Below are 23,458 nucleotides of genomic sequence, written 5' to 3'. Positions count from 1 at the left end.
CGGCGCGGGCTTGACCTCAAGAAAGCTTGAGGTTGGAGGGTGGGGCGCATGGAGATCACCGAAGCACCGGAGAACCCCCTGGCCGTCACCCTCGTCGTCGGCAGCAACCGGCACGGCCGGTTCGGACCGGTCGTCGCCGACTGGCTGCTGGACCGCATGCGTGACCGCGACGACCTCGCCGTCGAGGTCGTCGACGTGGCCGACGCCCCCCTGCCCACGAGCCTCGCGCCGACCCCCGAGGCGACCGCGGCGCTGTCCGCCGTCACCCCCAAACTGGCCGCCGCGGACGCCTTCGTGGTCCTCACGCCCGAGTACAACCACTCCTTCCCGGCGGGCCTGAAGAACCTCGTCGACTGGCACTACACCGAGTGGCGCGCCAAGCCCGTCGCCCTCGTCTCCTACGGCGGCGTCTCGGGCGGCCTGCGCGCGGTCGAGCACCTCCGCCAGGTCTTCGCCGAGCTGCACGCGGTGTCGCTGCGCGACACGGTGTCCTTCCACAACGCCGGGGCGTCCTTCGACGGGGGACGCCTCAAGGACCCGACTGCGGCGGACCCGGCGGCGAAGGTGATGCTGGACCAACTGGTCTGGTGGGGAAGGGGGTTGAGAGAGGCCCGGGAGAAGCGGCCGTACGGGCGGTAGGGCGGTGGGGAGGTGGGTGCGGTGGCGGCGGAACCGCCCTCAGGGCCGCCCCGCGCCCTCCCCGCCCGCGAACTCCGCCAGCACCTCGGCGACCGTCCGCCGGGCCACCGCCGCCAGCGCCGGGTTCTTGCCGCCGCGGTAGTAGTGGTCGGCCAGCAGGCCGAAGCACAGGGCCCAGCCGCGCCCGCGCGCCCATGTCGCGTCGTCGACGTCCACCGCGGCGTGGAACAGGGCCCGGGTCGCGGTGTCGAAGACCGCCCAGGCCGGCATCGTGTCGCAGGCCGGGTCGCCCACGCCGAGGCCGCCGAAGTCGATGACGGCGGTGAGCCGGCCGCCGGTGGTGAGGAGGTTGCCGGGCAGGAGGTCGCCGTGCAGCCAGACCGGGGCGCCGTCCCACTGGGGCAGCCGGACGGTCTCCTCCCAGGCCGCCGTGGCGAGCGCCGGGTCCAGGACGCCGTCCGCGCCCAGGTCGCGGATGGCGGTGCGGACGTGGTCGTCGTTGGGGGCGACGGGGCCGCCCCGGAACGACGGCGGCCCGCCCGCGGCGTCCGCCCGGCGCAGCGCGACCACGAACTCGCCCAACTGGCGTGCCGCAGAGGCTGGTTCGGCGAGCGGAGCGGCATGCGCGTCCTCGCCCTCCAGCCAGCGGTACACCCCCCAGGACAGCCCGTACCCGGCACCCGGCACGCCCTTCGCGAGCGGCGCCGGGACGGCGAGCGGGAGGTGCGGGGCCAGCCGCGGCACCCAGCGGTGCTCCTTGTCGATCTGCCGCGCGCCGCCGGGCAGCCGCGGCAGCCGTACGGCCATGTCGTCGCCCAGGCGGTACATGGCGTTGTCGGTGCCGGCCGAGGCGACCGGGCGCACCGGCAGCCCCGCCCACTGCGGAAGCTGCTCCGCGATCAGCCGGGAGACCAGCGCCGTGTCGATGTCGAGTTCGTCGGCGTGCATCTTCGCGGTGGACGGCATGCGGCTCCGTGACGTACGGGCGGGAAGGGCGGGCGGCAGCGGAGCCTAGCCATGGCCAGGGCCCCGCTGCCACCGGATTTCCGCCCGCGGGGCGTCAGTTCACATTGACGGCGCTCCACGCCGCGCCCACCGCGGCGTACTCGGCGCTGCCGGCCCCGTAGAGATCCTTCGCCGCGTTCAGCGTCGCGGTGCGCGCCCCGGCGTAGTTCGTCGACGACGTCATGTAGACCGTCAGCGCTCGGTACCAGATCTGGCCCAGCTTGGCGCGGCCGATGCCCGTCACCGACTTGCCGTTGTACGTGGGGGAGTTGTAGCTGACGCCGTTGATGGTCTTCGCGCCGCTGCCCTCGGCCAGCAGGTACGCGAAGTGGTTCGCGACCCCGGAGGAGTAGTGGACGTCTAGGTTGCCGACCGAGCTGCTCCAGTAGTCCGCGGACTGGCCGTCCCTGGACGGCTTGTCCATGTAGCGCAGGGCGTCGCCGCCGAAGCCGGAGCGGACGATCTTCTCGCCGATCAGGTAGTCGCCGGGGTCGGAGGAGTTGTTCGCGTACCACTCGACCAGCGAGCCGAGGATGTCGGACGTCGCCTCGTTCAGGCCGCCGGACTCGCCCGAGTAGGTCAGGCCCGCCGTCTTGGAGGTGACGCCGTGCGTCATCTCGTGGCCGGCCACGTCGAGTGCGACCAGCGGGCCGAGGGTCGTCCCGTCACCGTCGCCGTAGGTCATGCAGAAGCAGGTGTCGTCCCAGAAGGCGTTGTTGTACTTGTTGCCGTAGTGGACGCGGTTGTACGAGCCCTTGCCGTCGTTCCCGATGCCGTTGCGGCCGAAGACGTTCTTGTAGAAGTCCCAGGTCATGTTGGTGCCGTACTGGGCGTCCACGGCGGCCGAGGCGCGGTCGGAGGTGGTGCCGTCGCCCCAGTGGTTGTCCGCGTCGGTGAACACGGTGGAGGGGGCGCGGCTGACGCAGATGCTGGTCAGGATGCACAGGTCCGACTGGCCGGCGGCGTCACCGGTGTAAGTGCCGCCCCGCGTCGGGTCCTTGAGCTGGTACGTCGATCCCGACTGCGTCGTCTCCAGCGCGACGGTGCCGCTGTAGAGGGACCTGCCGTCGCCGGTCGCCGTCTCGATGTCGTCCCAGGCGTCGATCTGCGAGCCGGTGCGCGCGTCGGTGAGGACGGTGCGGGAGACCGGGTTGCCCATCGAGTCCTGTGCCACGACGTCCGTCCGCCAGGCCAGCTTCGGTGCCCCGTGCAGGGCGTCGACGACGAGCTGGGGCCGCGCCGTCAGCTTCTTGAGCGTCTCGCCGAGGTTGACCGCACGCAGCGCGTTCGCCGCGAGGTCGGCCGCCCTCGGCTTCGATATCGAGGGGTCGGTGGAGGCGAGGGATATCGGGCTCCGCGTCGCGCGGTCGGCGCTGCGGTAGGCACCGTCGGGCGCCATGTGGACCACGAAGTCGCCGCCCAGGACCGGAAGCTGACGGTACGTCCGTTCGTAGCGCACATGCTGCGTGCCGTCGCTGTCGACGATCACGTCCTGCACCTTCGTGGCCTCGTCGGAGGTGAGCCCGAGGCTCGCGGCGTGCTTCAGCAGGGCCGACGCCGCGTTCTCGATCGCGCCCGCCCTGGTGGGCCGGTCGTCCGCGACGGCTGTGGGGGAGAGTGCGGCGGCCAGCAGGGTGGCGGTCGTCGCGGCCACGCCGAGAGCGGCGAGACGGCGGGAGCCCCGGACGTCGATACGTATCCGGCTCATGGATCTCCTCGAAAAGGCGCCGGCGGGCGCGTGGGGGGACGGAGGCGCTTGTTGACTGAGATTTAAGAGGCCATGACAGATCAAGGTCCATAGCGCGTACGAGGAGGTATGTGTGGAGAGAGAATCGTTTTTGTGAGACTCCGTTTCTTCGTCTACGGCACCCTGCTCCCCGGCGAGGCCAACCACGACCTGTTCCTGCGCGGCCGCACCGGGCCCGAGGAGCCGGGCCGGCTGAACGGCGCGGTGCTCTACGACGGTCCCGGCTACCCGTACGCCGTCGAGGAGCGAGGCGGTGTCGTGTACGGCGAGCTGGTGACCGCACGGCCCGAGCGGTACGGGGAGTTGCTGGCCGACCTCGACCGGCTGGAGGAGTACGCGCCCGGCGCCCCGCACAACCTCTACGAGCGTGTCGAGCGCGAGGTGCACCGCGACGGGGACGCACCGCCCGTCCGCGCCTGGGTCTACGTGGCCGCCCCCGCCGTCGCCGCACGCCTGCGCGCCCGCGGGAAGCTGATCGAGAGCGGCGACTGGCGTATCAGGTGAGCGTCACGTCCGCACGACCTCCAGCCGCACCGCGCACGCCTTGAACTCCGGCATCCGCGAGGTCGGGTCGAGCGCCGGGTTGGTGAGAGTGTTGGCGCGGCCCTCGCCCGGCCAGTGGAAGGGCATGAAGACGGTGTCCGGACGGATCGAGGTGGTGATGCGGGCCGGCGCCACCGCGCGGCCCCGGCGGGAGACCACCGCGACCGGGTCGCCCTCGGCCGCCCCGAGCCGCGCCGCAAGCCGCGGGTGCAGTTCCACGAACGGGCCCGGCGCGGCGGCGTTCAGCTCCGGCACGCGGCGGGTCTGGGCGCCGGACTGGTACTGGGCGACGACCCGGCCCGTGGTCAGCAGCACCGGGTACTCCTCGTCCGGTTCCTCGGCGGAAGCCCGGTGCGAGACGGGGACGAACCGGGCCCGGCCGTCCGGGGTGGCGAACCGGTCGAGGAAGAGGCGCGGGGTGCCGGGGTGGGCGGCGTCCGCGGCCCCCTCCTGCGCCGGCTCCTCCTGAGGGCACGGCCAGAACACCCCGTTCTCCTCCGCCAGCCTGCGGTAGGTGATGCCGGAGTAGTCGGCGGGCCCGCCCGCGCTGGCTCGGCGCAGCTCCTCGAAGACCTCCTCGGCGTCGGTGGGGAAGCCCTTCTCCACGCCGAGCCGGCCGGCCAGTTCGTGCAGGACCTCCAGGTCGCTGCGGACGCCGTCGGGAGCGGTGATCGCCTGCCGGCGCAGCAGGACGCGTCCTTCGAGGCTGGTGGTCGTGCCGGTCTCCTCCGCCCACTGGGTCACCGGCAGCACGACGTCCGCGAGGGCCGCGGTCTCGGACAGCACGACGTCGCACACGGCAAGGAAGCCAAGGGAGTTGAGGCGCTGCTCGACATGTGCGGCGCGCGGCGCCGACACCACCGGGTTCGACCCCATCAGCAGCAGCGACCTGATGTCCGTGCCCAGGGCGTCGAGCAACTCGTAGGCGCTGCGGCCCGGTCCGGGCAGGCTGTCGGGGTCCACGCCCCACACTTCGGCCACATGGCGCCGCGCCTGCGGATCGTCCAGCTTGCGGTAGCCGGGCAACTGGTCGGCCTTCTGGCCGTGTTCGCGCCCGCCCTGCCCGTTGCCCTGCCCGGTCAGGCAGCCGTACCCGGACAGCGGGCGGCCCGCGCGGCCGGTGGCCAGGCACAGGTTGATCCACGCGCCCACCGTGTCGGTGCCCTTGGCCTGCTGCTCGGGCCCGCGCGCGGTCAGCACCATCGCGGCCTCGGGCTCGCAGAACAGCCGTACCGCCTCACGCAGTTCGGGAACGGACACCCCCGTGATCCGTTCCACGTACTCGGGCCAGTGCGCCATCGCCGCGGCCCGCGCCTCCTCCCAGCCGGAAGTTCGGTCCTCGATGTACGCCTCGTCGACCCGTCCCTCGGCCACGACCAGGTGCAGCAGGCCGAGCGCGAGCGCGAGGTCCGTGCCGGGGCGGGGCGCGAGATGCAGGTCGGCCTGTTCGGCTGTCTTCGTGCGGCGGGGGTCGACGACGATCAACGTGCCGCCGTTCTCCCTGAGTTCGCTGAAGAACCGCAGTGACGGCGGCATGGTCTCGGCGAGGTTCGACCCGACGAGGATCACGCAGCCGGTCCTCGGGATGTCCTCCAGCGGGAAGGGCAGCCCGCGGTCCAGCCCGAAGGCCTTCGTACCGGCGGCCGCCGCCGACGACATGCAGAAGCGCCCGTTGTAGTCGATCTGCGAGGTGCCCAGCACCACCCGGGCGAACTTGCCCAGCGTGTACGCCTTCTCGTTGGTCAGGCCGCCGCCGCCGAAGACGCCGACCGCGTCCGGGCCATGTTCCGAACGCGTCCGGCGCAGCTCCCCGGCGATCCGGTCCAGTGCCTCGTCCCAGGTGGCGGGCACGAGCGTGCCCTCGGAGCGCACCAACGGGGAGGTCAGGCGCACCCGGGACGAGAGCACGGCCGGCGCCGTGCGGCCCTTGCCGCACAGCGCTCCCCGGTTCACCGGGAAGTCCGCGCGCTCGCTCACCTCGACCGTGCCGTCGGGCGCGGGTGTCAGGTTCATCCCGCACTGCAGGGCGCAGTACGGGCAGTGCGTGGGCGTCGCGGTGGTCTGCATGCCCCCAGCGTGCTTCGGCCGTGTTACGTGCGGGACGGCCCCCTGTTACGCCGGCGGGACGGCGACCTCCCCGCTGCCGCCCGTCCGGCGTGAGGGGCGCCGGGCCGCCGCGTCACCGGGCGCTCGCCAGCGCCGCGGGCACACCCGTCTCCTTCGGTCCGAGGAAGCGCGGGTCCGGCCGGAACACCGCGTCCAGGGCCGCCTTGCCCGCCGCGAAGATCTCCCGCGTGCCGCCGTAGTACCAGGTCGCGTCGTGCTTGTCCTGGACCCCGACGCCGTACGAGCGCACGCCCGCCGCCTGGCACAGCGCCACCGCCCGCCGGATGTGGAAGCCCTGGCTGATCAGCACGGCCCGGTCGACGCCGAAGATCTTCTTCGCGCGCACGCAGGAGTCCCAGGTGTCGAAGCCGGCGTAGTCGCTGACGATCCGCCCGTCGGGGACGCCGTGCCGGGTCAGGTAGACACGCATGGCGTCGGGCTCGTCGTAGTCCTTGCGGCTGTTGTCGCCGGTGACCAGGACGACCTCGACGCGGTTCTCGCGGTACAGCCGCGCGGCCGCGTCCAGGCGGTGGGCGAGGTAGGGGGAGGGCTCGCCGTCCCACAGGCCCGCGCCGAAGACGACGGCGACCTCGGTGCGCGGCACGTCCGCCGTGGTCCGCAGCCGGTCGGCGGTGACCGTGTACATCCAGGTCGCCGGCAGCAGGGCCAGCACACATCCGGCCATCACGGCCTGCACCAGCCGCCGCCGGCCGGTACGCGTGCGTGGCAGACGCGGTCTGCGCAACGTGGGTCGGCGCATCGGACGGTCCCCTCCCGTGTGGCCTGCGAAGCCGGTGTGTCGACAGTCAGAGACGTCCTGTCGGGCCGCACGGTTCACGCGCACCCTGAGTGACCAGTCTCACTCGGAGAGTGAAAGCCCAGGTCGCGCCGCCTCACAGACCCCACAGGCCGCATGGTGAACGGCCGGAAAGCGTCCGTCATTCTCGCGCAACGGATCGGCAACCTGCGGCACCGATCATTTCTCCATGACGCCGTCGAACCCTCCTCGCGACGAGTCCATGACCGAGCCCGGTGCGGCCGTGCAGTTCCCGGCGGCGCACCTGGGCAGCACGGCCCATCTCATGGACCGGATCAGCACGCAGCTCGCCAGCCAGCTCAGCCTCGTCTCGCTCAGCGGCAGGCGGCGCCCCGGCCCTCCCGCCCTCGTGGTCGTGGCGCACGGCAGCCGCGACCCGCGCGCCCTGAAGACCGTCCACGCGCTCCTGGACCGGATCCGGGACGAGCGCCCCGGCCTGCCCGTCCACCTCGGCCACATCGAACTGAACGAACCGCTCCTGCCCGACACCCTCGCCTCCCTGGGCACCGGCGAGGCCGTCCTCGTCCCGCTGCTGCTCGGCCGCGGCTACCACATCAAGCGGGACATCCCCGAGATGGCCGCCGCGTCCGGCGTGCACACGCGCGTGGCCGGCGCCCTCGGCCCGCACCCGCTGCTCGTGGAGGCCCTGTACGCCCGGCTCGTCGAGGCCGGATGGCGCACCCGCATGGACGAGGCGGCCCGCGCCAGGAGCGCCGTGGTCCTCGCCGCCGCCGGCTCCCGCGACCCGGAGTCGAAGGTGGACACGGGCCGCACCGCCCAGCTGCTCGCCGACCGCCTGGGCGTCCCGGTGGTCCCCGCCTACGCCAGCACCGCCGCACCGTCCGTGCCGGACGCCCTGCGCGCCCTGGCCGCCGCCGGCCGCCACCGGGTCGCCGTCGCCTCGTACTTCACGGCACCGGGCCGCTTCGCGACCGAGTGCGCCCAGGCGGCCCCCTGGATCGCCTCGTCCCCGCTGGGCACCCACCCGGCGATGGCCCGCCTCGTCCTGCACCGCTACGACCAGGCGCTGGCGGCGCCCGGGACGGTGACGCACCCCGAGCTCGCCTCGGCCTGAAACGGTCACTGACGTCCCGATTGTCGGTCCCGGGCTCTACTGTCGGGTGCATGGAAGGCATCGCAGGCATCGCACCGCAGGCTCACGAGAACCACGTCCCGCCGCCCGGGTACGACACGCCGGCGGTGGAGCGCTGGGTACCGGAGCCCGACAAGCGCCCCGGACGCACCGCCTTCCAGCGCGACCGCGCGCGCGTGCTGCACTCCGCGGCCCTGCGCCGGTTGGCCGGCAAGACCCAGGTGGTCACCCCCGGGACCCGCAGCCAGGCGTGGGACGCCAGCCCGCGGACGCGGCTCACCCACTCCCTGGAATGCGCGCAGGTCGGCCGCGAGCTGGGCGCGGCCCTCGGCTGCGACCCCGACCTGGTGGAGGCCGCCTGCCTCTCCCACGACCTGGGCCATCCGCCCTTCGGGCACAACGGCGAACAGGCGCTGAACGAATTCGCCGAGGACGTCGGCGGCTTCGAGGGCAACGCCCAGTCGCTGCGGCTGCTCACCCGCATCGAGCCCAAGCGCTTCACCGACGGCGGCTCCCGCTCCGTCGGCCTCAACCTCACCCGCGCCACCCTCGACGCGGCCACCAAGTACCCGTGGCCGCGCGGCGCCCACCCCACCGACCCCGGCTCCCGGAAGTTCGGTGTCTACGAGGACGACCGGGCCGTCTTCGACTGGCTCCGCAAGGAGTCCCCCGGCCCCCGCGCCACCTTCGAGGCCCAGGTCATGGACTGGTCGGACGACGTGGCCTACTCGGTGCACGACGTCGAGGACGGCCTGCACGCCGGCCACATCGACCCCAACTGCCTGTACGCCGAGCCCGAACGGCAGGAGGTCTTCGCCGTCGCCGTCGGCCGCTACGTGCCCGCGGGCACCGACCCCGCCGAACTCGCCGCCGCCCTCGACCGCCTCCAGGACCAGGAGTGGTGGCCGCACGGCTACGACGGCTCGGCGGTCGCCCAGGCCCGCCTCAAGGACGCCACCAGCCAGCTCATCGGCCGCTTCTGCCTCGCCGCCGAGGCCGCCACGCGCGCGCGGTACGGCTCCGGGCGCCTGACCCGCTACGACGCCGAGCTCGTCGTCCCGCACGGGACGCGGCTGGAGTGCGCGGTCCTCAAGGCCGTCGCGGACCGGTACGTGATGCAGCGGGCCGAGCAGGAGCTGCTGCGGGCCGACCAGCGGATCGTGGTGGCCGAGCTGGCCGAGGCGCTCACCCGCCGCGCCCCGGACGGCCTGGACCCGCAGTTCCGCGCGCTGTTCGACCAGGCCGGCGACGACCGCGCCCGCAAGCGCGTCGTCGTGGACCAGATCGCCTCCCTCACGGACGCCTCGGCCCGTTCGCTTCACGCGCGTCTGACGGGGAACCCGTGAGACCGGCGGGACGCGGGTGACCCCGAACACGCCCGAATGTGACCCTCCGTGGCCTGATCGGGCCACTCCCTCTTCCCCCATCACGCTGCGTGCGGGACGCTCGCATGTGGCGACACTCTTAAGAGGAGGCATCAAGTGGTCGACGCGGATCAGACATTCGTCATCGTCGGAGGCGGCCTCGCCGGCGCGAAGGCGGCCGAGACGCTCCGGGCGGAGGGCTTCAGCGGGCGCGTGATACTGATCTGCGACGAACGCGACCACCCCTACGAGCGCCCGCCCCTGTCCAAGGGCTATCTGCTGGGCAAGGAGGAGCGCGACAGCGTCTTCGTCCACGAACCGGCCTGGTACGCCCGCAACGACATCGAACTCCATCTCGGGGAGACCGTCGAGGCCATCGACCGCGCGGCGAAGACGGTCCGCTTCGGCGAGGACGGCACGCTCGTCCGCTACGACAAGCTGCTGCTGGCCACGGGGGCGGAGCCGCGCCGCCTGGACATCCCGGGCACCGACCTCGCGGGCGTCCACCACCTGCGCCGCCTCGCCCACGCCGAGCGGCTCAAGGGCGTGCTGGCCGCCCTCGGCCGGGACAACGGCCACCTCGTGATCGCCGGAGCGGGCTGGATCGGCCTGGAGGTCGCCGCGGCGGCCCGCGAGTACGGCGCCGAGGTGACCGTCGTCGAGCCCGCCCAGACCCCGCTGCACGCCGTCCTCGGCCCCGAACTCGGCAGCCTCTTCGCCGACCTGCACCGCGAGCACGGCGTCCGCTTCCACTTCGGCGCGAAGCTCACCGAGATCGTGGGCCAGGACGGCATGGTGCTGGCCGCCCGCACGGACGACGGCGAGGAGCACCCCGCCCACGACGTCCTCGCGGCCATCGGCGCGGCCCCGCGCACCGGCCTCGCGGAGGCGGCGGGCCTGGAGATCGCCGGCCGCGAGCACGGCGCCGGCATCGTGGTCGACGAGCGGCTGCGCACCTCCGACCCGGACGTCTACGCGGCCGGAGACGTCGTCTCCTTCCCGCACGCCCTGTTCGGCACCCGCCTGCGCATCGAGCACTGGGCCAACGCCCTCAACGGCGGCCCGGCGGCCGCCCGCGCCATGCTCGGCCGGGACGTCACCTACGACCGTGTGCCCTATTTCTTCTCCGACCAGTACGACCTGGGGATGGAGTACAACGGCTGGGCGCCCCCGGGCTCGTACGACGAAGTGGTGATCCGGGGAGACGCCGGAAAGCGTGAGTTCATCTCCTTCTGGATCAAGGACGGCCGGGTGCTGGCCGGGATGAACGTGAACGTGTGGGACGTCAAGGACCCCGTCCAGCAGCTGATCCGCTCGAAGGCACGGGTGGACACCGAGGCGCTGGCGGACCCGCACGTTCCGCTCGAAAGCCTCGTCTCTTAGGTGTCAGTCCATCCCCGTAGAATTCACGCGTGGCAGGACGGATCAACGACGAGGACGTGAAGGCGGTACGGGACGCGGTCCCGATCGACGCCGTGGTGTCCGAGTACCTCCAGCTGCGCAACGCGGGCGGGGGCAACCTCAAGGGCCTGTGCCCGTTCCACGACGAGAAGTCGCCGTCCTTCCAGGTCAGCCCGAGCAAGGGACTCTTCCACTGCTTCGGCTGCCAGGAGGGCGGCGACACCATCACGTTCGTGATGAAGGTCGACCACCTCTCCTTCTCCGAGGCGGTCGAGCGCCTGGCCGCGCAGGCCGGCATCACCCTGCGGTACGAGGAGGGTGGGTACAACCCCTCCCACCAGCGTGGCGAGCGCATCCGCCTGGTCGAGGCCCACAAGATCGCCGCGCAGTGGTACACGGAGCAGCTGGCCACCAGCCCCGAGGCCGACACCGGCCGCGCCTTCCTCGCCGAGCGCGGCTTCGACCAGGCGGCCGCCGAGCACTTCTCCGTCGGCTACAGCCCCCAGGGCTGGGACCACCTCACCCGCTTCCTGCGCGGCAAGGGCTTCACCGACAAGGAACTGCTCCTGTCCGGCCTCGCCCAGGAGGGCCGCCGCGGCCCCATCGACCGCTTCCGCGGCCGGCTGATGTGGCCGATCCGCGACATCGGCGGCGACGTGGTCGGCTTCGGCGCCCGCAAGCTCTACGAGGCGGACAACGGCCCCAAGTACCTCAACACCCCCGACACCGCGATCTACCGGAAGTCCCAGGTCCTGTACGGCATCGACCTCGCCAAGAAGGACATCGCCAAGGCGTCCCGCGCGGTGGTCGTCGAGGGCTACACCGACGTCATGGCCTGCCACCTGGCCGGCGTGACGACGGCGATCGCCACCTGCGGCACGGCCTTCGGCTCCGACCACATCAAGATCCTGCGCCGCCTGCTGATGGACAACGGCAGCGCGCGCGTGATCTTCACCTTCGACGGCGACGCGGCCGGCCAGAAGGCGGCCCTGCGCGCCTTCGAGGACGACCAGAAGTTCGCCGCCGAGACCTACATCGCGATCGCGCCGGACGGCATGGACCCCTGCGAGCTGCGGCTGGCGAAGGGCGACGACGCGGTCTCGGACCTGGTCGAACCCCGCACCCCGCTCTTCGAGTTCGCGCTGCGCCAGATCGTGGGCCGGTACGCGCTGGACACCCCGGGAGGCCGCGCGGCCGCGCTGGACGAGGCGGCGCCCGTGGTGGCGAAGATCAAGGACCGCAGCGTACGGCGTGAGGTGGCGGTCCAACTCGCCGGGCTGGTCGGCATCCTGGACCAGGAGTTCGTCGTGGACCGCGTCGGCTACCTGGTGCGCCGGGGAGGGTCCCAGCGCGCCCCGGAGGCCCGCTCGCGGACACGGGCGCAGTACGACGCCGCGCCCCGCCCCGCCCTGTCCGGACCGGCCCTGACGCTGCGCAACCCCGTCTACGCCACGGAGCGGGAGCTGCTCAAACTCGCCCTCCAGCGGCCGGACTTGGTCGCCCCCGCCTTCGACGCGTACGGCGTCGACGAGTTCACCGCCCTGCCGTACGCCGCGGTGCGCCAGGCCATCCTGGACGCCGGCGGCGCGGAGGCCGGCCTCGAGGACCCGCAGGAGTACCTGGTCCGGGTCCGCGAGGCGGCCCCGGACGACACGGCCCGCGCGATGGTCACGGAGCTGGCCGTCGAGGCGATCATGCGCAAGACGGTCGACGAGGTGTACGCGGGCGCCCAGCTGGTCACCGTCCGGCGCCGCGCCGTCGAGCGCCGCATCCGCGACGTGCAGAGCACCCTGACCCGTCTGGAACTGGGCGGCGACCCCGCCCAGTTGGCCGCGGTCAAGAACGAACTGTGGGTCCTCCAGCAGTACGATCAGGCCCTGCGCGTGCAGGGAGCCGCCGCCCTCTGAGCGGCCGCGTACGGCACGGTAACCGCGGGGTCACGGCCCGATTGCAAAAAGTCACCGCACGCCCCTCGTGGCGGCGATGTGTCGTACTCCACACTGGGTTCCGGTGCCTGAGTCCTCGGAGCGCGGCCGATCCGTCCCACACGGGTCCCACAACCCCGCGGTTCCGCTCATCGCGTACGGGACGGACAGCGGCGTGGCCGCAGACTCCGCCCCCGAAGTACCGCTGCCGCTCACCTCTGCAGCGATCATCCTGGAGGTCGCCCCCGTGCAGACCCAGACCCTCACCCAGACCGACACCAGCACGGACACGGAGCCGGACGCCGAGACCGACGTCCTGGTCGCGGTCCCGCCGCAGACCCGTGTCATGCACCACCCCGAGGCGGACCCGGAGGGCTCGCCCGAGCCGGCCGAACCGCCCGCCGGGGCGCTGGAGACCGAGTCCACCGAGCCGGTGGAGCCGCCCGTCGTGGAGCGCGCCCGCGCCGACACCGGCGGCCCGTCCTCCGACCTGTTCCGCCAGTACCTGCGCGAGATCGGCCGCATCCCGCTGCTCACCGCGGCCGAGGAGGTCGAACTCGCCCGCCGGGTCGAGGCCGGCCTGTTCGCCGAGGAGAAGCTGAGCAACACCCCCGACCTGGACAGCCAGTTGGCCGTCGACCTGGACCGCCTGGTGGTCATGGGCCGGATGGCCAAGCGCCGCTTGATCGAGGCGAACCTGCGCCTGGTGGTCTCCGTGGCCAAGCGCTACGTCGGCCGCGGCCTGACCATGCTGGACCTGGTCCAGGAGGGCAACCTCGGCCTCATCAGGGCCGTCGAGAAGTTCGACTACGCCCGTGGCTACAAGTTCTCGACGTACGCGACCTGGTGGATCCGCCAGGCCATGTCCCGGGCCCTCGCCGACCAGGCCCGCACCATCCGCGTCCCGGTCCATGTCGTCGAACTGATCAACCGGGTCGTCCGCGTCCAGCGCCGCATGCTGCAGGAGCGGGGCTACGAGCCGACCCCGGAGGAGGTCGCCGCCCACCTCGACCTGCCGCCCGAGCGGGTCAGCGAGGTGCTGCGGCTGGCCCAGGAGCCCGTCTCCCTGCACGCCCCCGTGGGCGAGGAGGACGACGTGGCCCTCGGCGACCTGATCGAGGACGGCGACGCGACCTCGCCCGTCGAGTCGGCCGCGTTCCTGCTGCTCAGGGAGCATCTGGAGGCCGTGCTGTCCACGCTCGGCGAGCGCGAGCGCAAGGTCGTCCAGCTCCGCTACGGCCTCGCCGACGGCCGCCCGCGCACGCTGGAGGAGATAGGCCGCATCTTCGGCGTGACCCGCGAACGGATACGGCAGATCGAGTCGAAGACCCTGAACAAACTCCGCGACCACGCCTTCGCGGACCAGCTGCGGGGATACCTGGACTGAGAAAGGGGGCCGCCTCCCGGCGGCCCCCCGTCACACCTGATCGACCGGTACCGCTAGTCCACCTCGGCCACCGCCTGGGCGAACTGCGCCTTGTACAGCCGCGCGTACGCCCCGTCCGCGGCCAGCAGGTCGCCGTGCGCGCCCTGCTCGACGATCGAGCCGTTCTCCATGACGAGGATCGTGTCCGCGTCCCGGATGGTCGACAGCCGGTGCGCGATCACGAACGACGTACGCCCGTGCGCGAGTTTGGCCATCGCCTTCTGGATCAGCACCTCGGTCCGGGTGTCGACGGAGCTGGTGGCCTCGTCGAGCACCAGTATCGTCGGGTCGGACAGGAACGCCCGCGCGATGGTGATGAGCTGCTTCTCACCGGCGCTGACGCCCGTGCCCTCGTCGTCGATCACGGTGTCGTAGCCGTCGGGCAGCGTCCGGACGAACCGGTCGGCGTGCGCGGCCCGCGCCGCCTCCTCGATCTCGCCCCGGGTGACGTCCCGGGACGCGCCGTAGGCGATGTTCTCCGCGATCGTGCCGCCGAACAGCCAGGTGTCCTGCAGCACCATGCCGATCCCGGAGCGCAGTTCGTTCCGGGACATGGACGCGATGTCGACGCCGTCGAGGGTGATCCGCCCGCCGGAGACGTCGTAGAACCGCATGAGCAGGTTCACCAGCGTCGTCTTGCCGGCGCCCGTCGGGCCGACGATCGCGACCGTGTGCCCCGGTTCCGCCTTCAGGGACAGGTTCTCGATCAGCGGCTTGTCGGGGTCGTAGCGGAAGGAGATGTTCTGCAGCTCCACCCGCCCCCGCAGCTCCTCGGGCCGCCGGCCCTCGACCGGATCCGCCTCCTGCTCCTCCGCGTCCAGGAGTTCGAAGATCCGCTCGGCCGAGGCGACACCCGACTGCACCAGGTTCGCCATCGACGCGACCTGCGTCAGCGGCATCGAGAACTGCCGCGAGTACTGGATGAAGGCCTGCACGTCACCGATGGACAGCGCGCCCGAGGCGACCCGCAGGCCGCCGACGACCGCCACCAGCACGTAGTTGAGGTTCGACACGCACATCATCAGCGGCTGCATGATCCCGCTGTTGAACTGCGCCTTGAACCCGGCCTCGTACAGCGCCTCGTTCTGCTCGGCGAACTGCTGCGCCGACTCGTCCTGCCGGCCGAAGACCTTCACCAGTGTGTGGCCGGTGTACATCTCCTCGACGTGGGCGTTCAGCTTGCCGGTGGAGCGCCACTGCTGCACGAAGTGCGGCTGCGAGCGCTTGCCCACGCGTGTGGCGACGACGAACGACAGCGGCACGGTCACCAGCGCGACCAGCGCCAGCAGCCACGACACCCAGAACATCACCGCGAGCACACCGATGATCGTCAGCAGCGAGTTGATGAGCTGGCCCATCGACTGCTGCAGCGTCTGCCCGATGTTGTCGATGTCGTTGGTCGCCCGGGACAGCACCTCACCGCGCTGCCGCTTGTCGAAGTACGACAGCGGAAGGCGCGACAGCTTCGTCTGCACGTCCTCGCGCAGCCGGAACATGGTGCGGTTGACCGTCCGGTTGACCAGCCGGGTCGCCACCGCCATCAGCAGACCGGCGACGGCGAACGTGCACAGCGCCAGCAGCAGGACGCGGCCCACGGCGTCGAAGTCGATGCCCTGGCCCGGGGTGAAGTCCGTGCTGCGGAGCATGTCGGCGATCTGGCCCTGGCCGCGCGCCCGCATCGAGTCGAGGACCTGCTCCTTGCTCGCACCGGCCGGCATCTGCCGCCCGATGATGCCGGAGAAGACCAGGTCGGTGGCCTTGCCGAGGATCTTCGGCCCGATCACGTTGAGGCCCACGCTGACCACCACGCACAGCAGCAGCGCGTAGATGGTGAGACGTTCCGGCTTGAACTGGGAGATCAGGCGTTTGCCCGACACCTTGAAGTCCATCGAGCGGTTGTCGGGCCCGCCGCCCTGGCCCATCATCCGCGCCATCGGCCCGGCCATCAGGCAGCCTCCGCTTCCGTCAGCTGGGAGAGCACGATCTCCCGGTACGTCTCGTTGTCGGCCATCAGCTCGTGATGGCGGCCCGTGCCGACGACCCGGCCCTCGTCGAGGACCACGATCCGGTCGGCGTCCCGGATGGTCGCCACGCGCTGGGCGACGATCACCACGGTCGCCTCCGCGGTCTCCTCGGACAGCGCCGCCCGCAGCGCCGCGTCGGTGGCGTAGTCGAGGGCGGAGAAGGAGTCGTCGAAGAGGTAGATCTCCGGGCGCTGGACGAGCGTGCGGGCGATGGCGAGCCGCTGGCGCTGGCCGCCCGAGACGTTCGTACCGCCCTGCGAGATGGGTGCGTCGAGCCCGCCCTCCAGACGGGTGACGAACTCCTTGGCCTGCGCCACCTCCAGCGCGTGCCACAGCTCCTCGTCCGTGGCGTCCGGATTGCCGTAGCGCAGATTGGTCGCCACCGTGCCCGCGAACAGGTACGGCTTCTGCGGTACGAGCCCGACCGTCTTCGCCAGCAGCTTCGGTTCGAGGGAGGCGACGTCCGTGCCGTCGACCAGGACCTCGCCGTCGGTCGCGTCGAACAGCCGCGGGACCAGCCCGAGCAGGGTGGACTTGCCGCTGCCGGTCGAGCCGATCACGGCGGTCACCTCGCCGGGCCGGGCCACCAGGTCGATCGACCTGAGCACGGGCTCCTCGGCACCGGGATAGCGGAACCCGGCACCCCGGATCTCCAGGTGCCCGTGCCGGCGCAGCTCCGTGACCGGCGCCACCGGCGGCACCACGCTGGAGGAGGTCCCGAGCACCTCCTGGATCCGCTCGGCGCACACCTCCGCGCGCGGCACCATCATGAACATGAAGGTGGCCATCATCACGGACATGACGATCTGCATCAGATAGGCGAGGAAGGCGGTCAGGTCGCCGATCTGCATCTCGCCGCTGTCGATGCGGTGCGCGCCGAACCACACCACCGCGATCGACGACAGGTTCACCACCGTCATCACGATCGGGAACATCAGCGCGAGCATGTTGCCGGTCTTCAGCGACATCTCGGTGAGATCGGCGTTGGACTTCCGGAACCGGTCCTTCTCGTACTCGTCCCGGACGAAGGCGCGGATCACGCGGTTGCCGGTGATCTGCTCACGCAGCACCCGGTTCACCGTGTCCAGCCGGGTCTGCATGGACCGGAACAGCGGCCGCAGCCGGCGCACGATCAGCGTCACGCAGATGCCCAGGGTCGGCACCACCGCGACCAGCACCGCGGACAGCGGCACGTCCAGGCCGAGCGCCAGCACGATGCCGCCCACACACATGATCGGCGCGGACACCATCAGGGTGAACGTCATCAGGGCCAGCATCTGGACCTGCTGCACGTCATTGGTGGTACGGGTGATCAGCGAGGGCGCGCCGAAGTGGCCGACCTCCCGCGAGGAGAAGGACTGCACCCGGCCGAAGACGGCGGCCCGGACGTCCCGGCCGAGCGCCGCCGCGGTCCGGGCGCCGAAGTAGACGGCACCGATGTTGCACACGACCTGCGCCAGCGAGATGCCGATCATCAGGGCGCCGAAGGAGAGGATGTAACCCGTGTCACCCTTCACGACACCGTTGTCGATGATGTGCGCGTTCAGTGTGGGCAGGTAGAGGGTGGCGCAGGTCTGCAGGAACTGCAGCAGCACCAGCAGGGCGATGGGTTTCTTGTAGGGCCTCAGATAGGTCCGCAGTAGTCGTATGAGCACGCTACGTCTCTCGGAGTCGGCGATGGGGCGGGCTTGATGCCCGAGGCTCCTATCGTCGGACACTCCACCCGCGTTACCTCAACCGATTAAGCCGACAGCAGTGCGCTTTACCGTCTTACGGGCGGAAAGCTCCGGGGTGTGTCTGATCCCTTACGGAAACGTACTGCTGCCGCACCGCCTGACCCACCGCCATCTCGTCGCCCGGCTCGAGGATCTGCGCCGCCGCGCCCTGCCAGGCCGGCGGGTTGCGCGGGTCGAGAGTGCCCTGCGAGGCACCGAGCGCCCAGGCCGCCTGCCGGGCCGCGCCGATCGCCGCGTAGTCCGCCGGCTGCGGCACCACGACCTGGGCCCCGAACAGCATCGGCGCCGCCGCCTGCACGGCGGGCAGCTCGGCGGCCGCCCCCAGCAGGAAGATCCGCCGCACCTCGACACCTCTGCCGCGCAGCACGTCCAGCGCGTCCGCGAGCCCGCACAGCATGCCCTCGAACGCGGCACGCGCCAGGTGCTCCGCCTTCATCGACTCCCGCCGCAGCCCGGCGAGGGTGCCCGCGGTGTGCGGCAGGTTCGGCGTCCGCTCACCCTCCAGATACGGCAGCAGGACGAGTCCGTGCGAGCCGGGCGTCGACTTCAGCGCCAGGTCGGACAGGCTCTCCAGGTCGGGCAGCCCGAGCAGTTCGGCCGTCCCGCGCAGGGCCCGTACGGCGTTGAGCGTGGTGACGACGGGCAGATGCATGCCGGTCGCGTCGGCCAGGGAGGTGATCATCCCGGTGCTGTCGAAGAGCGCCTCGGGGTGGACCGCCATCACGGACCCGGAGGCGCCGAGCGACACGACGGCGTCACCGAGCCCGATGCCGAGCCCGAACGCGGCGGCCATGGTCTCGCCGGTCCCCGCCGAGATCAGCAGCCCCTCGGGCGTCGTGCCGGCCGCCTCGGCCGGCCCGATCACCTCGGGCAGCATGGCCTGGTGACCGAGCGCCAGCTCGACCAGGTCGGTCCGGTAGGAGCCGGTGGCCGCCGACCAGTACCCGGTCCCGGAGGCGCCACCGCGATCGGTGGTTCTCCTGACCGGCCGCCCCAGCAGCTGCCACACCAGCCAGTCGTGGGCCTGCATGAGGATCGCGGTGCGCAGCGCGGCGTCGGGCTCGCTCTTCGCCAGCCAGCGCAGCTTGGTCACCGGCTGCGCGGCCTGCGGCACGCACCCCACGGCCTGCGCCCACGCCGCGCGCCCGCCGAGCGCGTCGATCAGATCGGCCGCCGCGACCTGCGCCCGCTTGTCCCCGCCGACCATCGCGGGCCGCACGGTGCCGCCCTGCGAGTCGAGCGGCACGAGCGCGTTCGCCTGCGCCGACACGCCGATGGCCTGCACGCCTTCGAGAAGTCCGCCGCCGGCCGCCTCACCGAGGGACAGCAGCCAGGCCTGCGGGTCGACGTCCGAGGGCCGTCCGCCCCCGCCGTCGGCGCCCTCGACCGGATGCGGGGCGTACCCCTGCCTGAGCACGGCACCCGTGTCCGAATCGCAGACGACGATGCGAGTGAAATCGGGCGCACTGTCCAGCCCGGCGACTATCCCCATGACGAAAATTCTATGGGCCGCACGGCGTGAGAGCGCGGGGCCTCACAGGCCCCTCGCAGCCGAGGAGAAACCATGTGCTGCGGCCGGCCCGGACCGGGTGCCCCGGACGGCCCGCACCAGGTGCCCCGGACGGCCGGGAGCAGGCGTCGCGGACGGCCGGAAGCAGGTGCCGCGGACGGCCCGCCCTAGGTGTTGCTGGTGCCCCAGTCGTCCTGCGCCGCGCCGTCGCCGCCGCGCTCGCGCAGGGAGCGCACGCGCTGGGCCACCGAGTCCGGCACGCGGTCGCCGACCTTGTCGCTCACCACGTGGTACGCCTTGCCCGCGAACTCGCGTCCCTGCTGCGCCGCCGACTCCGCGGTGTTGCGGACGGCGGGGTTCTGGGCGACCTGACGTGCCGACTTCTTCAGCTGCTCGTAGCGCTCGCGCCCGGCGCGCGTGCCCAGTACGTAACCCAGGGCCAGTCCGACGACGAACGTCAGCTTGTAGCGCATGGCGGCCACCCTCTCCTTGTGCAGGTCTCTGGCGCGGTGTCGGTGCCGGGGGAACCGATTGGCGGAGCACCCCCCTGCTTGCGCTAATGTATGTGTCGCAGCGAGCGCCCGCCCCCTGGCGAATACCCAGGTAGGTACGTTCGATGCAACGAGGCATTCCTCCGTAGCTCAATTGGCAGAGCAGCCGGCTGTTAACCGGCAGGTTACTGGTTCGAGTCCAGTCGGGGGAGCTCGGTCCTCCGTAGCTCAATTGGCAGAGCAGCCGGCTGTTAACCGGCAGGTTACTGGTTCGAGTCCAGTCGGGGGAGCATGCTGAAGAGGACCCCTCAGGGGTCCTTTTTCATGTCCGGCCCCGCGCCCCGGGAACCGTGCAGGTCACGGCGGAGTCCTCATGGGCAGGCGAAGTCGACCATACGAAGCAGGAGATCGTATGAGCGGCTATGCTGCGGCAGACGGCGCGCACAAATGTGCGCGACACGCCGCTATGGGGCGGTAGCTCAGCCGGTTAGAGCAGCGGACTCATAATCCGTCGGCCGTGGGTTCGAGTCCCACCCGCCCCACCAGTGCAGGTCGCTGATCTGCGGAAACGTTCATCTTTTGAGTGTCGGATCGTCAACTTGGCCTGAACGGAGCGGCGCAGGGCGAGTCGTCAGAATTCGGTGACGTGGAGACTGTCGCCAGCAGCCGCTCGTACTGTGACGCTCTTGTGCCCCCGTTCGTCCTGGAGGGCTTCGATCCCAGGGGTCCGCATGGTGGTGATGAGGACCGTGGTGCGGAGCAGCTCACGCAGGTGAGGAAGAACCTCACCCAGGCCGTAGATGTGACACCTGAGCCAGTCATGCAGTGCCTGTGTCAGTTCGTCGGGCAGGGGTGGGGCCAGATCTGGGTCGCGAGGGGTCGGGCTGTCCGTGTGCCGCAGCTGGCCTTCACGGTGGCGGCGGAGGTGATCCAGCAGGTAAGGGTCCGTGGAGCGTCCGGGTTCCTTCCGGGCGCGCTCGTCGCGCCTGACGCGTTCCTCCTCGAGGGCCTTGAGCATGCGCTCGGCGCTGCCGTGTGGTGCCTGGGCGCGGAGAGTCTCGGCGTACGTCTCGTGATGCAGCCGATAGACCGAGCGGCCGGCGCTGTCGATCGATTCGGTTATGAAGGGCGCCGCGAACTCGAGTGCATTCCGCACACGCTTGTCCGTGAGCGACAGGCCGAAGTCGAACATGCGGGAGACGACGTCCGGCCACAGGCCGCCTGCCCAGGGCAGCCCAGCGCCGTGGGCGAACGCGAGTCCGGTCAGCAGCGCGTGCACGACGGGATCGGGGCAGCGAGCCGGCAGGGCTGTTGCTGAAGGTGCGGTCAGCCGCTGGACTTCCAGGCACAGCACGAGTTGGTTGCCGCCCGACCTGCGGACGACGCGAGGTGCGGCCTCCCGTGCCTGCACAACGCGTCAGTGACGGGGCCTCGTCCCGGTCCCGAGAACTGTCGCCCTATCCCGTGAACAACCACCACCGATGCCACTGCACGGCCCCCTCGAAACACCCTTCCACGGTGAGCAGGCTCTGCGGAATTCCCGGAATACAGATCCCTCGGACCTGCCCAGGCCCAAAGTCCGATACGCATCGCACCGATGTAGTAAGTCAGGTGATGGGGTGGCGCCGATCGTTCACGCGTACGTCGATGCCGCGCGTCAGGCAGACGACGAGACTCACTTGCTGGATATCGGCGCTCAGTGGTACCTGTTGCGGGTTCCCGGTGCGCTGCGACACCACGCTGCTGGAGCGATCGATCTGATGGTCGGAGGGTGATGCCGTTGAAAATCAACGGTATTCAGGGTGTGTCTAGGAAATGCGATCCAGCTGTCGCAGGACCGTCAGCCATGAATCGTCGGGATCCTCTCCGGCGATCTCCCGATATCCGCCGCCGAACACTTTTTCGAGTAGAAATCCGTTGAGGTCGTCGGTGAACTTCTCGAAGGCCTCGCTCTGCCACCAGATCACGCCGGTATCAGGGAAGCCCCAGACTTCATCCGTCGCGCGATGGAGGAAAATGGGGTCTTCGTTGATCTTTCCAATGCAGAACCATTGTGTCCGGTTCAGCTGTACCGGGGTACCTTCCCTGGGGTCCGCATAGAATTGTGAGTCGACTACGACCTTCGCCTCGAAGAGCACCACAGAGCCGAAGATCCCTCCGTCTGCCCTGATCAGGAAGTCCACGTAGTCGGCGGGGATGTCAGAGGAGAGGGGGCGCCCGGAGTACCCACCTCGGACATCGTTCATCATTCCCAGGTCAAAATCGTCTGCGAGCAGCGAACGTGCGGTCGCGAAGAGTTCTTCCAGTTCCCGGGAGATCATTCGGGGCCCTCGATTCTAATCTTCAGGGGAGTGTGGTCGGGAAGATTTCTGATTTGATTCCAGATCTGGTTTCCTATCCGTTGGTTGGTGAACGCGTCCAGGATGTGCAGGTTGGTCGCGGCATCGGGTCCTCCCAATTGCAATTCTCATACATGATCAGGGTTCATTCTCTGGAGGATTGTACTACGCAGAGTGTCCGCGAAGTCGCGGTTGGTCTTTCCGAACTGATCGTTAACTCGGCGTATCAGGTCTCGTTTGTAGTTGTTGGTGATCGAGGAGTCGCGGGCCACCGGGTTGGGCGCCTTGAACAGAACTCCCGCATCGCTCAGCTTCAGAAGCGCATCGGCCTTCATCCTGAATTGCTGTTTGGGCATACCCTCGAGCCACTGGACGGTGACCTCGACGGGGCCGCCCTCCGTGCATTGCAGCCCTAGGGGATCCAGGAAGGCCAGTGGGTTCGGCACGTAGCCGTAGTTGTCCGGCCCCGCCTCCAGCCCGAGAGGATCCGGGCTCATGTAGCGGCCGGCGTCCGGCGCGTAGTAGCGCAGGCAGTTATAGTTGAGGCCGGTTTCGGCGTCGGGGTACTGGCCGGGGAAACGAAGTGGGCAGTCGGCGGATTGCGGGGGCGCCGCCGATGTCACCACGGACATCCCCCACAGCGTGGCGCGGCCCGACCAAGTGATCTCTCCGGCTGGGCTTATGAGCTCTGTGGGTGTGCCTACGGTGTCGGTGAGCACCGCGTGGAAGCGGGAGGACGCACCCCGCGCGGAGCGTTCGGTCCGTGGTGTCGTGTGGTCGGTCTGGGCGAGTGGCCGGTGCGAGTCCGGAGCGTAGTCCCACGTCGTGACGCTGCCGTCAGGGCCGATCTGTTCGGCGACACGGGTCCCATCCCAGCTGAACCGTATCTCCTCGATGACTGAACCCTCGTCCGACAGCCGTTGCTTTGCGGTCCGGCGTCCCAGGGGGTCGTATCGGTACCGCCAAGTCCCGCCTTGCGGCGTGGTCGCGCGCGTCAGTCGGCCTTCGGGGTTCCACTCGTAGGTCCAGATCTTCTGCCGGCCGCTGAGCAGCTTCCGGGACATGCGGACGACGCGGCCCTCAGCGTCGTAATGGAAGGAGGCGCGCCCGGACGTGCGCAGTTGGTTCCCGCTGTACTCGTGCTGCTGGATCCGTCGGGAAGATGGGTGGACGTGACGTTCCCGGCTTGGTCGTAGGCGGTCGCCACGTCGATCGGGTCCCGTACGAACTTCTTGACCATGTTGCGCACCGAGGCGGGCAGCTTGTCGAAGCCCGGGTTCAGCTTCAGCCGC

18 protein-coding genes and 3 tRNA genes are annotated in these 23,458 nt (G+C 70.7%); 10 read left to right on the top strand and 11 right to left on the bottom strand.

Translation table 11 applies throughout. The annotated features are described in order from the left end of the window. Positions 1 to 48 precede the first annotated feature (48 nt). On the top strand, positions 49 to 639 hold the full coding sequence (locus tag ACFU97_RS25695; protein ID WP_384260676.1) for an NADPH-dependent FMN reductase: 591 nt from the start codon (positions 49 to 51) through the stop codon (positions 637 to 639). A 39-nt stretch (positions 640 to 678) separates the two neighbouring features. On the opposite strand, the gene ACFU97_RS25690 is transcribed toward ACFU97_RS25695, so the two are convergent. Together ACFU97_RS25690 and ACFU97_RS25685 are read right to left on the bottom strand one after the other, a co-directional pair. Next, positions 679 to 1,605 (bottom strand): aminoglycoside phosphotransferase family protein, encoded by a 927-nt coding sequence (locus ACFU97_RS25690; RefSeq protein ID WP_384260674.1) that lies wholly within the window; start codon positions 1,603 to 1,605, stop codon positions 679 to 681. A gap of 94 nt (positions 1,606 to 1,699) precedes the next feature. Beyond that, complete coding sequence (locus ACFU97_RS25685; RefSeq protein ID WP_384260671.1) at positions 1,700 to 3,352, bottom strand: M4 family metallopeptidase; 1,653 nt, start codon at positions 3,350 to 3,352, stop codon at positions 1,700 to 1,702. Between the two features lie 132 nt (positions 3,353 to 3,484). Here ACFU97_RS25685 and ACFU97_RS25680 point away from each other — a divergent pair, with 132 nt between their 5' ends. Continuing rightward, entirely contained in the window at positions 3,485 to 3,895 is a 411-nt protein-coding gene (locus tag ACFU97_RS25680; RefSeq protein WP_384260669.1) for a gamma-glutamylcyclotransferase family protein, read from the top strand. A 3-nt stretch (positions 3,896 to 3,898) separates the two neighbouring features. On the opposite strand, the gene ACFU97_RS25675 is transcribed toward ACFU97_RS25680, so the two are convergent. Together ACFU97_RS25675 and ACFU97_RS25670 are read right to left on the bottom strand one after the other, a co-directional pair. After that, positions 3,899 to 6,001, bottom strand: a complete 2,103-nt coding sequence (locus ACFU97_RS25675) for a molybdopterin oxidoreductase family protein (RefSeq protein ID WP_384260667.1) — start codon at positions 5,999 to 6,001, stop codon at positions 3,899 to 3,901. Between the two features lie 112 nt (positions 6,002 to 6,113). Continuing rightward, positions 6,114 to 6,800, bottom strand: a complete 687-nt coding sequence (locus ACFU97_RS25670; RefSeq protein WP_384260664.1) for a vancomycin high temperature exclusion protein — start codon at positions 6,798 to 6,800, stop codon at positions 6,114 to 6,116. 259 nt (positions 6,801 to 7,059) lie between these two features. On the opposite strand from ACFU97_RS25670, the gene ACFU97_RS25665 reads away from it, so the two are divergent. From ACFU97_RS25665 to ACFU97_RS25645, 5 genes are all read left to right on the top strand, one after another. Continuing rightward, positions 7,060 to 7,932: a sirohydrochlorin chelatase gene (locus ACFU97_RS25665; RefSeq protein ID WP_384260994.1), complete on the top strand. Its 873-nt coding sequence runs from the start codon at positions 7,060 to 7,062 to the stop codon at positions 7,930 to 7,932. A 50-nt stretch (positions 7,933 to 7,982) separates the two neighbouring features. Next, positions 7,983 to 9,296 (top strand): deoxyguanosinetriphosphate triphosphohydrolase, encoded by a 1,314-nt coding sequence (locus ACFU97_RS25660; protein WP_384260661.1) that lies wholly within the window; start codon positions 7,983 to 7,985, stop codon positions 9,294 to 9,296. 135 nt (positions 9,297 to 9,431) lie between these two features. Beyond that, positions 9,432 to 10,697, top strand: a complete 1,266-nt coding sequence (locus ACFU97_RS25655) for an NAD(P)/FAD-dependent oxidoreductase (RefSeq protein WP_384260658.1) — start codon at positions 9,432 to 9,434, stop codon at positions 10,695 to 10,697. A gap of 29 nt (positions 10,698 to 10,726) precedes the next feature. Continuing rightward, entirely contained in the window at positions 10,727 to 12,622 is a 1,896-nt protein-coding gene (dnaG, locus tag ACFU97_RS25650) for a DNA primase (RefSeq protein ID WP_384260655.1), read from the top strand. 103 nt (positions 12,623 to 12,725) lie between these two features. Beyond that, on the top strand, positions 12,726 to 14,027 hold the full coding sequence (locus ACFU97_RS25645; protein ID WP_384260653.1) for an RNA polymerase sigma factor: 1,302 nt from the start codon (positions 12,726 to 12,728) through the stop codon (positions 14,025 to 14,027). Positions 14,028 to 14,080: 53 nt separating this feature from the next. Here the strand turns inward: ACFU97_RS25645 and ACFU97_RS25640 are convergent, their stop codons facing one another. The 4 genes from ACFU97_RS25640 to ACFU97_RS25625 form a co-directional block, all read right to left on the bottom strand. Beyond that, a complete protein-coding gene (locus ACFU97_RS25640; protein WP_384260650.1) occupies positions 14,081 to 16,012 on the bottom strand; it encodes an ABC transporter ATP-binding protein in 1,932 nt (643 codons plus the stop codon). Continuing rightward, entirely contained in the window at positions 16,012 to 17,745 is a 1,734-nt protein-coding gene (locus ACFU97_RS25635; protein WP_384260647.1) for an ABC transporter ATP-binding protein, read from the bottom strand. The genes ACFU97_RS25640 and ACFU97_RS25635 overlap by 1 nt, the downstream gene beginning before the upstream one ends. A 115-nt stretch (positions 17,746 to 17,860) precedes the next feature. Beyond that, the gene (locus tag ACFU97_RS25630; protein WP_384260645.1) at positions 17,861 to 19,318 is read right to left on the bottom strand and encodes an FGGY family carbohydrate kinase; all 1,458 of its coding nucleotides are present in this window, start codon (positions 19,316 to 19,318) and stop codon (positions 17,861 to 17,863) included. Between the two features lie 185 nt (positions 19,319 to 19,503). Next, positions 19,504 to 19,809, bottom strand: coding sequence for a YtxH domain-containing protein (locus ACFU97_RS25625; RefSeq protein ID WP_384260642.1), 306 nt, complete (start codon positions 19,807 to 19,809; stop codon positions 19,504 to 19,506). A gap of 157 nt (positions 19,810 to 19,966) precedes the next feature. On the opposite strand from ACFU97_RS25625, the gene ACFU97_RS25620 reads away from it, so the two are divergent. The 3 genes from ACFU97_RS25620 (at position 19,967) to ACFU97_RS25610 (ending at position 20,372) form a co-directional block, all read left to right on the top strand. Next, a tRNA-Asn gene (locus tag ACFU97_RS25620) sits at positions 19,967 to 20,039 on the top strand. Between the two features lie 5 nt (positions 20,040 to 20,044). After that, a tRNA-Asn gene (locus ACFU97_RS25615) sits at positions 20,045 to 20,117 on the top strand. A 178-nt stretch (positions 20,118 to 20,295) separates the two neighbouring features. Continuing rightward, a tRNA-Ile gene (locus tag ACFU97_RS25610) sits at positions 20,296 to 20,372 on the top strand. 86 nt (positions 20,373 to 20,458) lie between these two features. On the opposite strand, the gene ACFU97_RS25605 is transcribed toward ACFU97_RS25610, so the two are convergent. From ACFU97_RS25605 to ACFU97_RS25595, 3 genes are all read right to left on the bottom strand, one after another. Further along, positions 20,459 to 21,238 carry a hypothetical protein gene (locus tag ACFU97_RS25605; RefSeq protein WP_384260639.1) on the bottom strand — a complete coding sequence of 260 codons (780 nt, stop codon included), beginning with the start codon at positions 21,236 to 21,238 and terminating at the stop codon, positions 20,459 to 20,461. Between the two features lie 397 nt (positions 21,239 to 21,635). Continuing rightward, positions 21,636 to 22,148, bottom strand: coding sequence for a hypothetical protein (locus ACFU97_RS25600; protein ID WP_384260637.1), 513 nt, complete (start codon positions 22,146 to 22,148; stop codon positions 21,636 to 21,638). 146 nt (positions 22,149 to 22,294) lie between these two features. Next, the gene (locus ACFU97_RS25595) at positions 22,295 to 23,230 is read right to left on the bottom strand and encodes an RHS repeat domain-containing protein (RefSeq protein WP_384260635.1); all 936 of its coding nucleotides are present in this window, start codon (positions 23,228 to 23,230) and stop codon (positions 22,295 to 22,297) included. Between the last annotated feature and the right edge of the window lie 228 nt (positions 23,231 to 23,458).

The sequence above is a fragment of the Streptomyces sp. NPDC057616 genome (assembly GCF_042800575.1).
In the GTDB taxonomy this organism is placed as follows: domain Bacteria; phylum Actinomycetota; class Actinomycetes; order Streptomycetales; family Streptomycetaceae; genus Streptomyces.
Note: the sequence above shows the minus strand (reverse complement) of the source record. Positions and strands in the feature narration are given on the sequence as shown.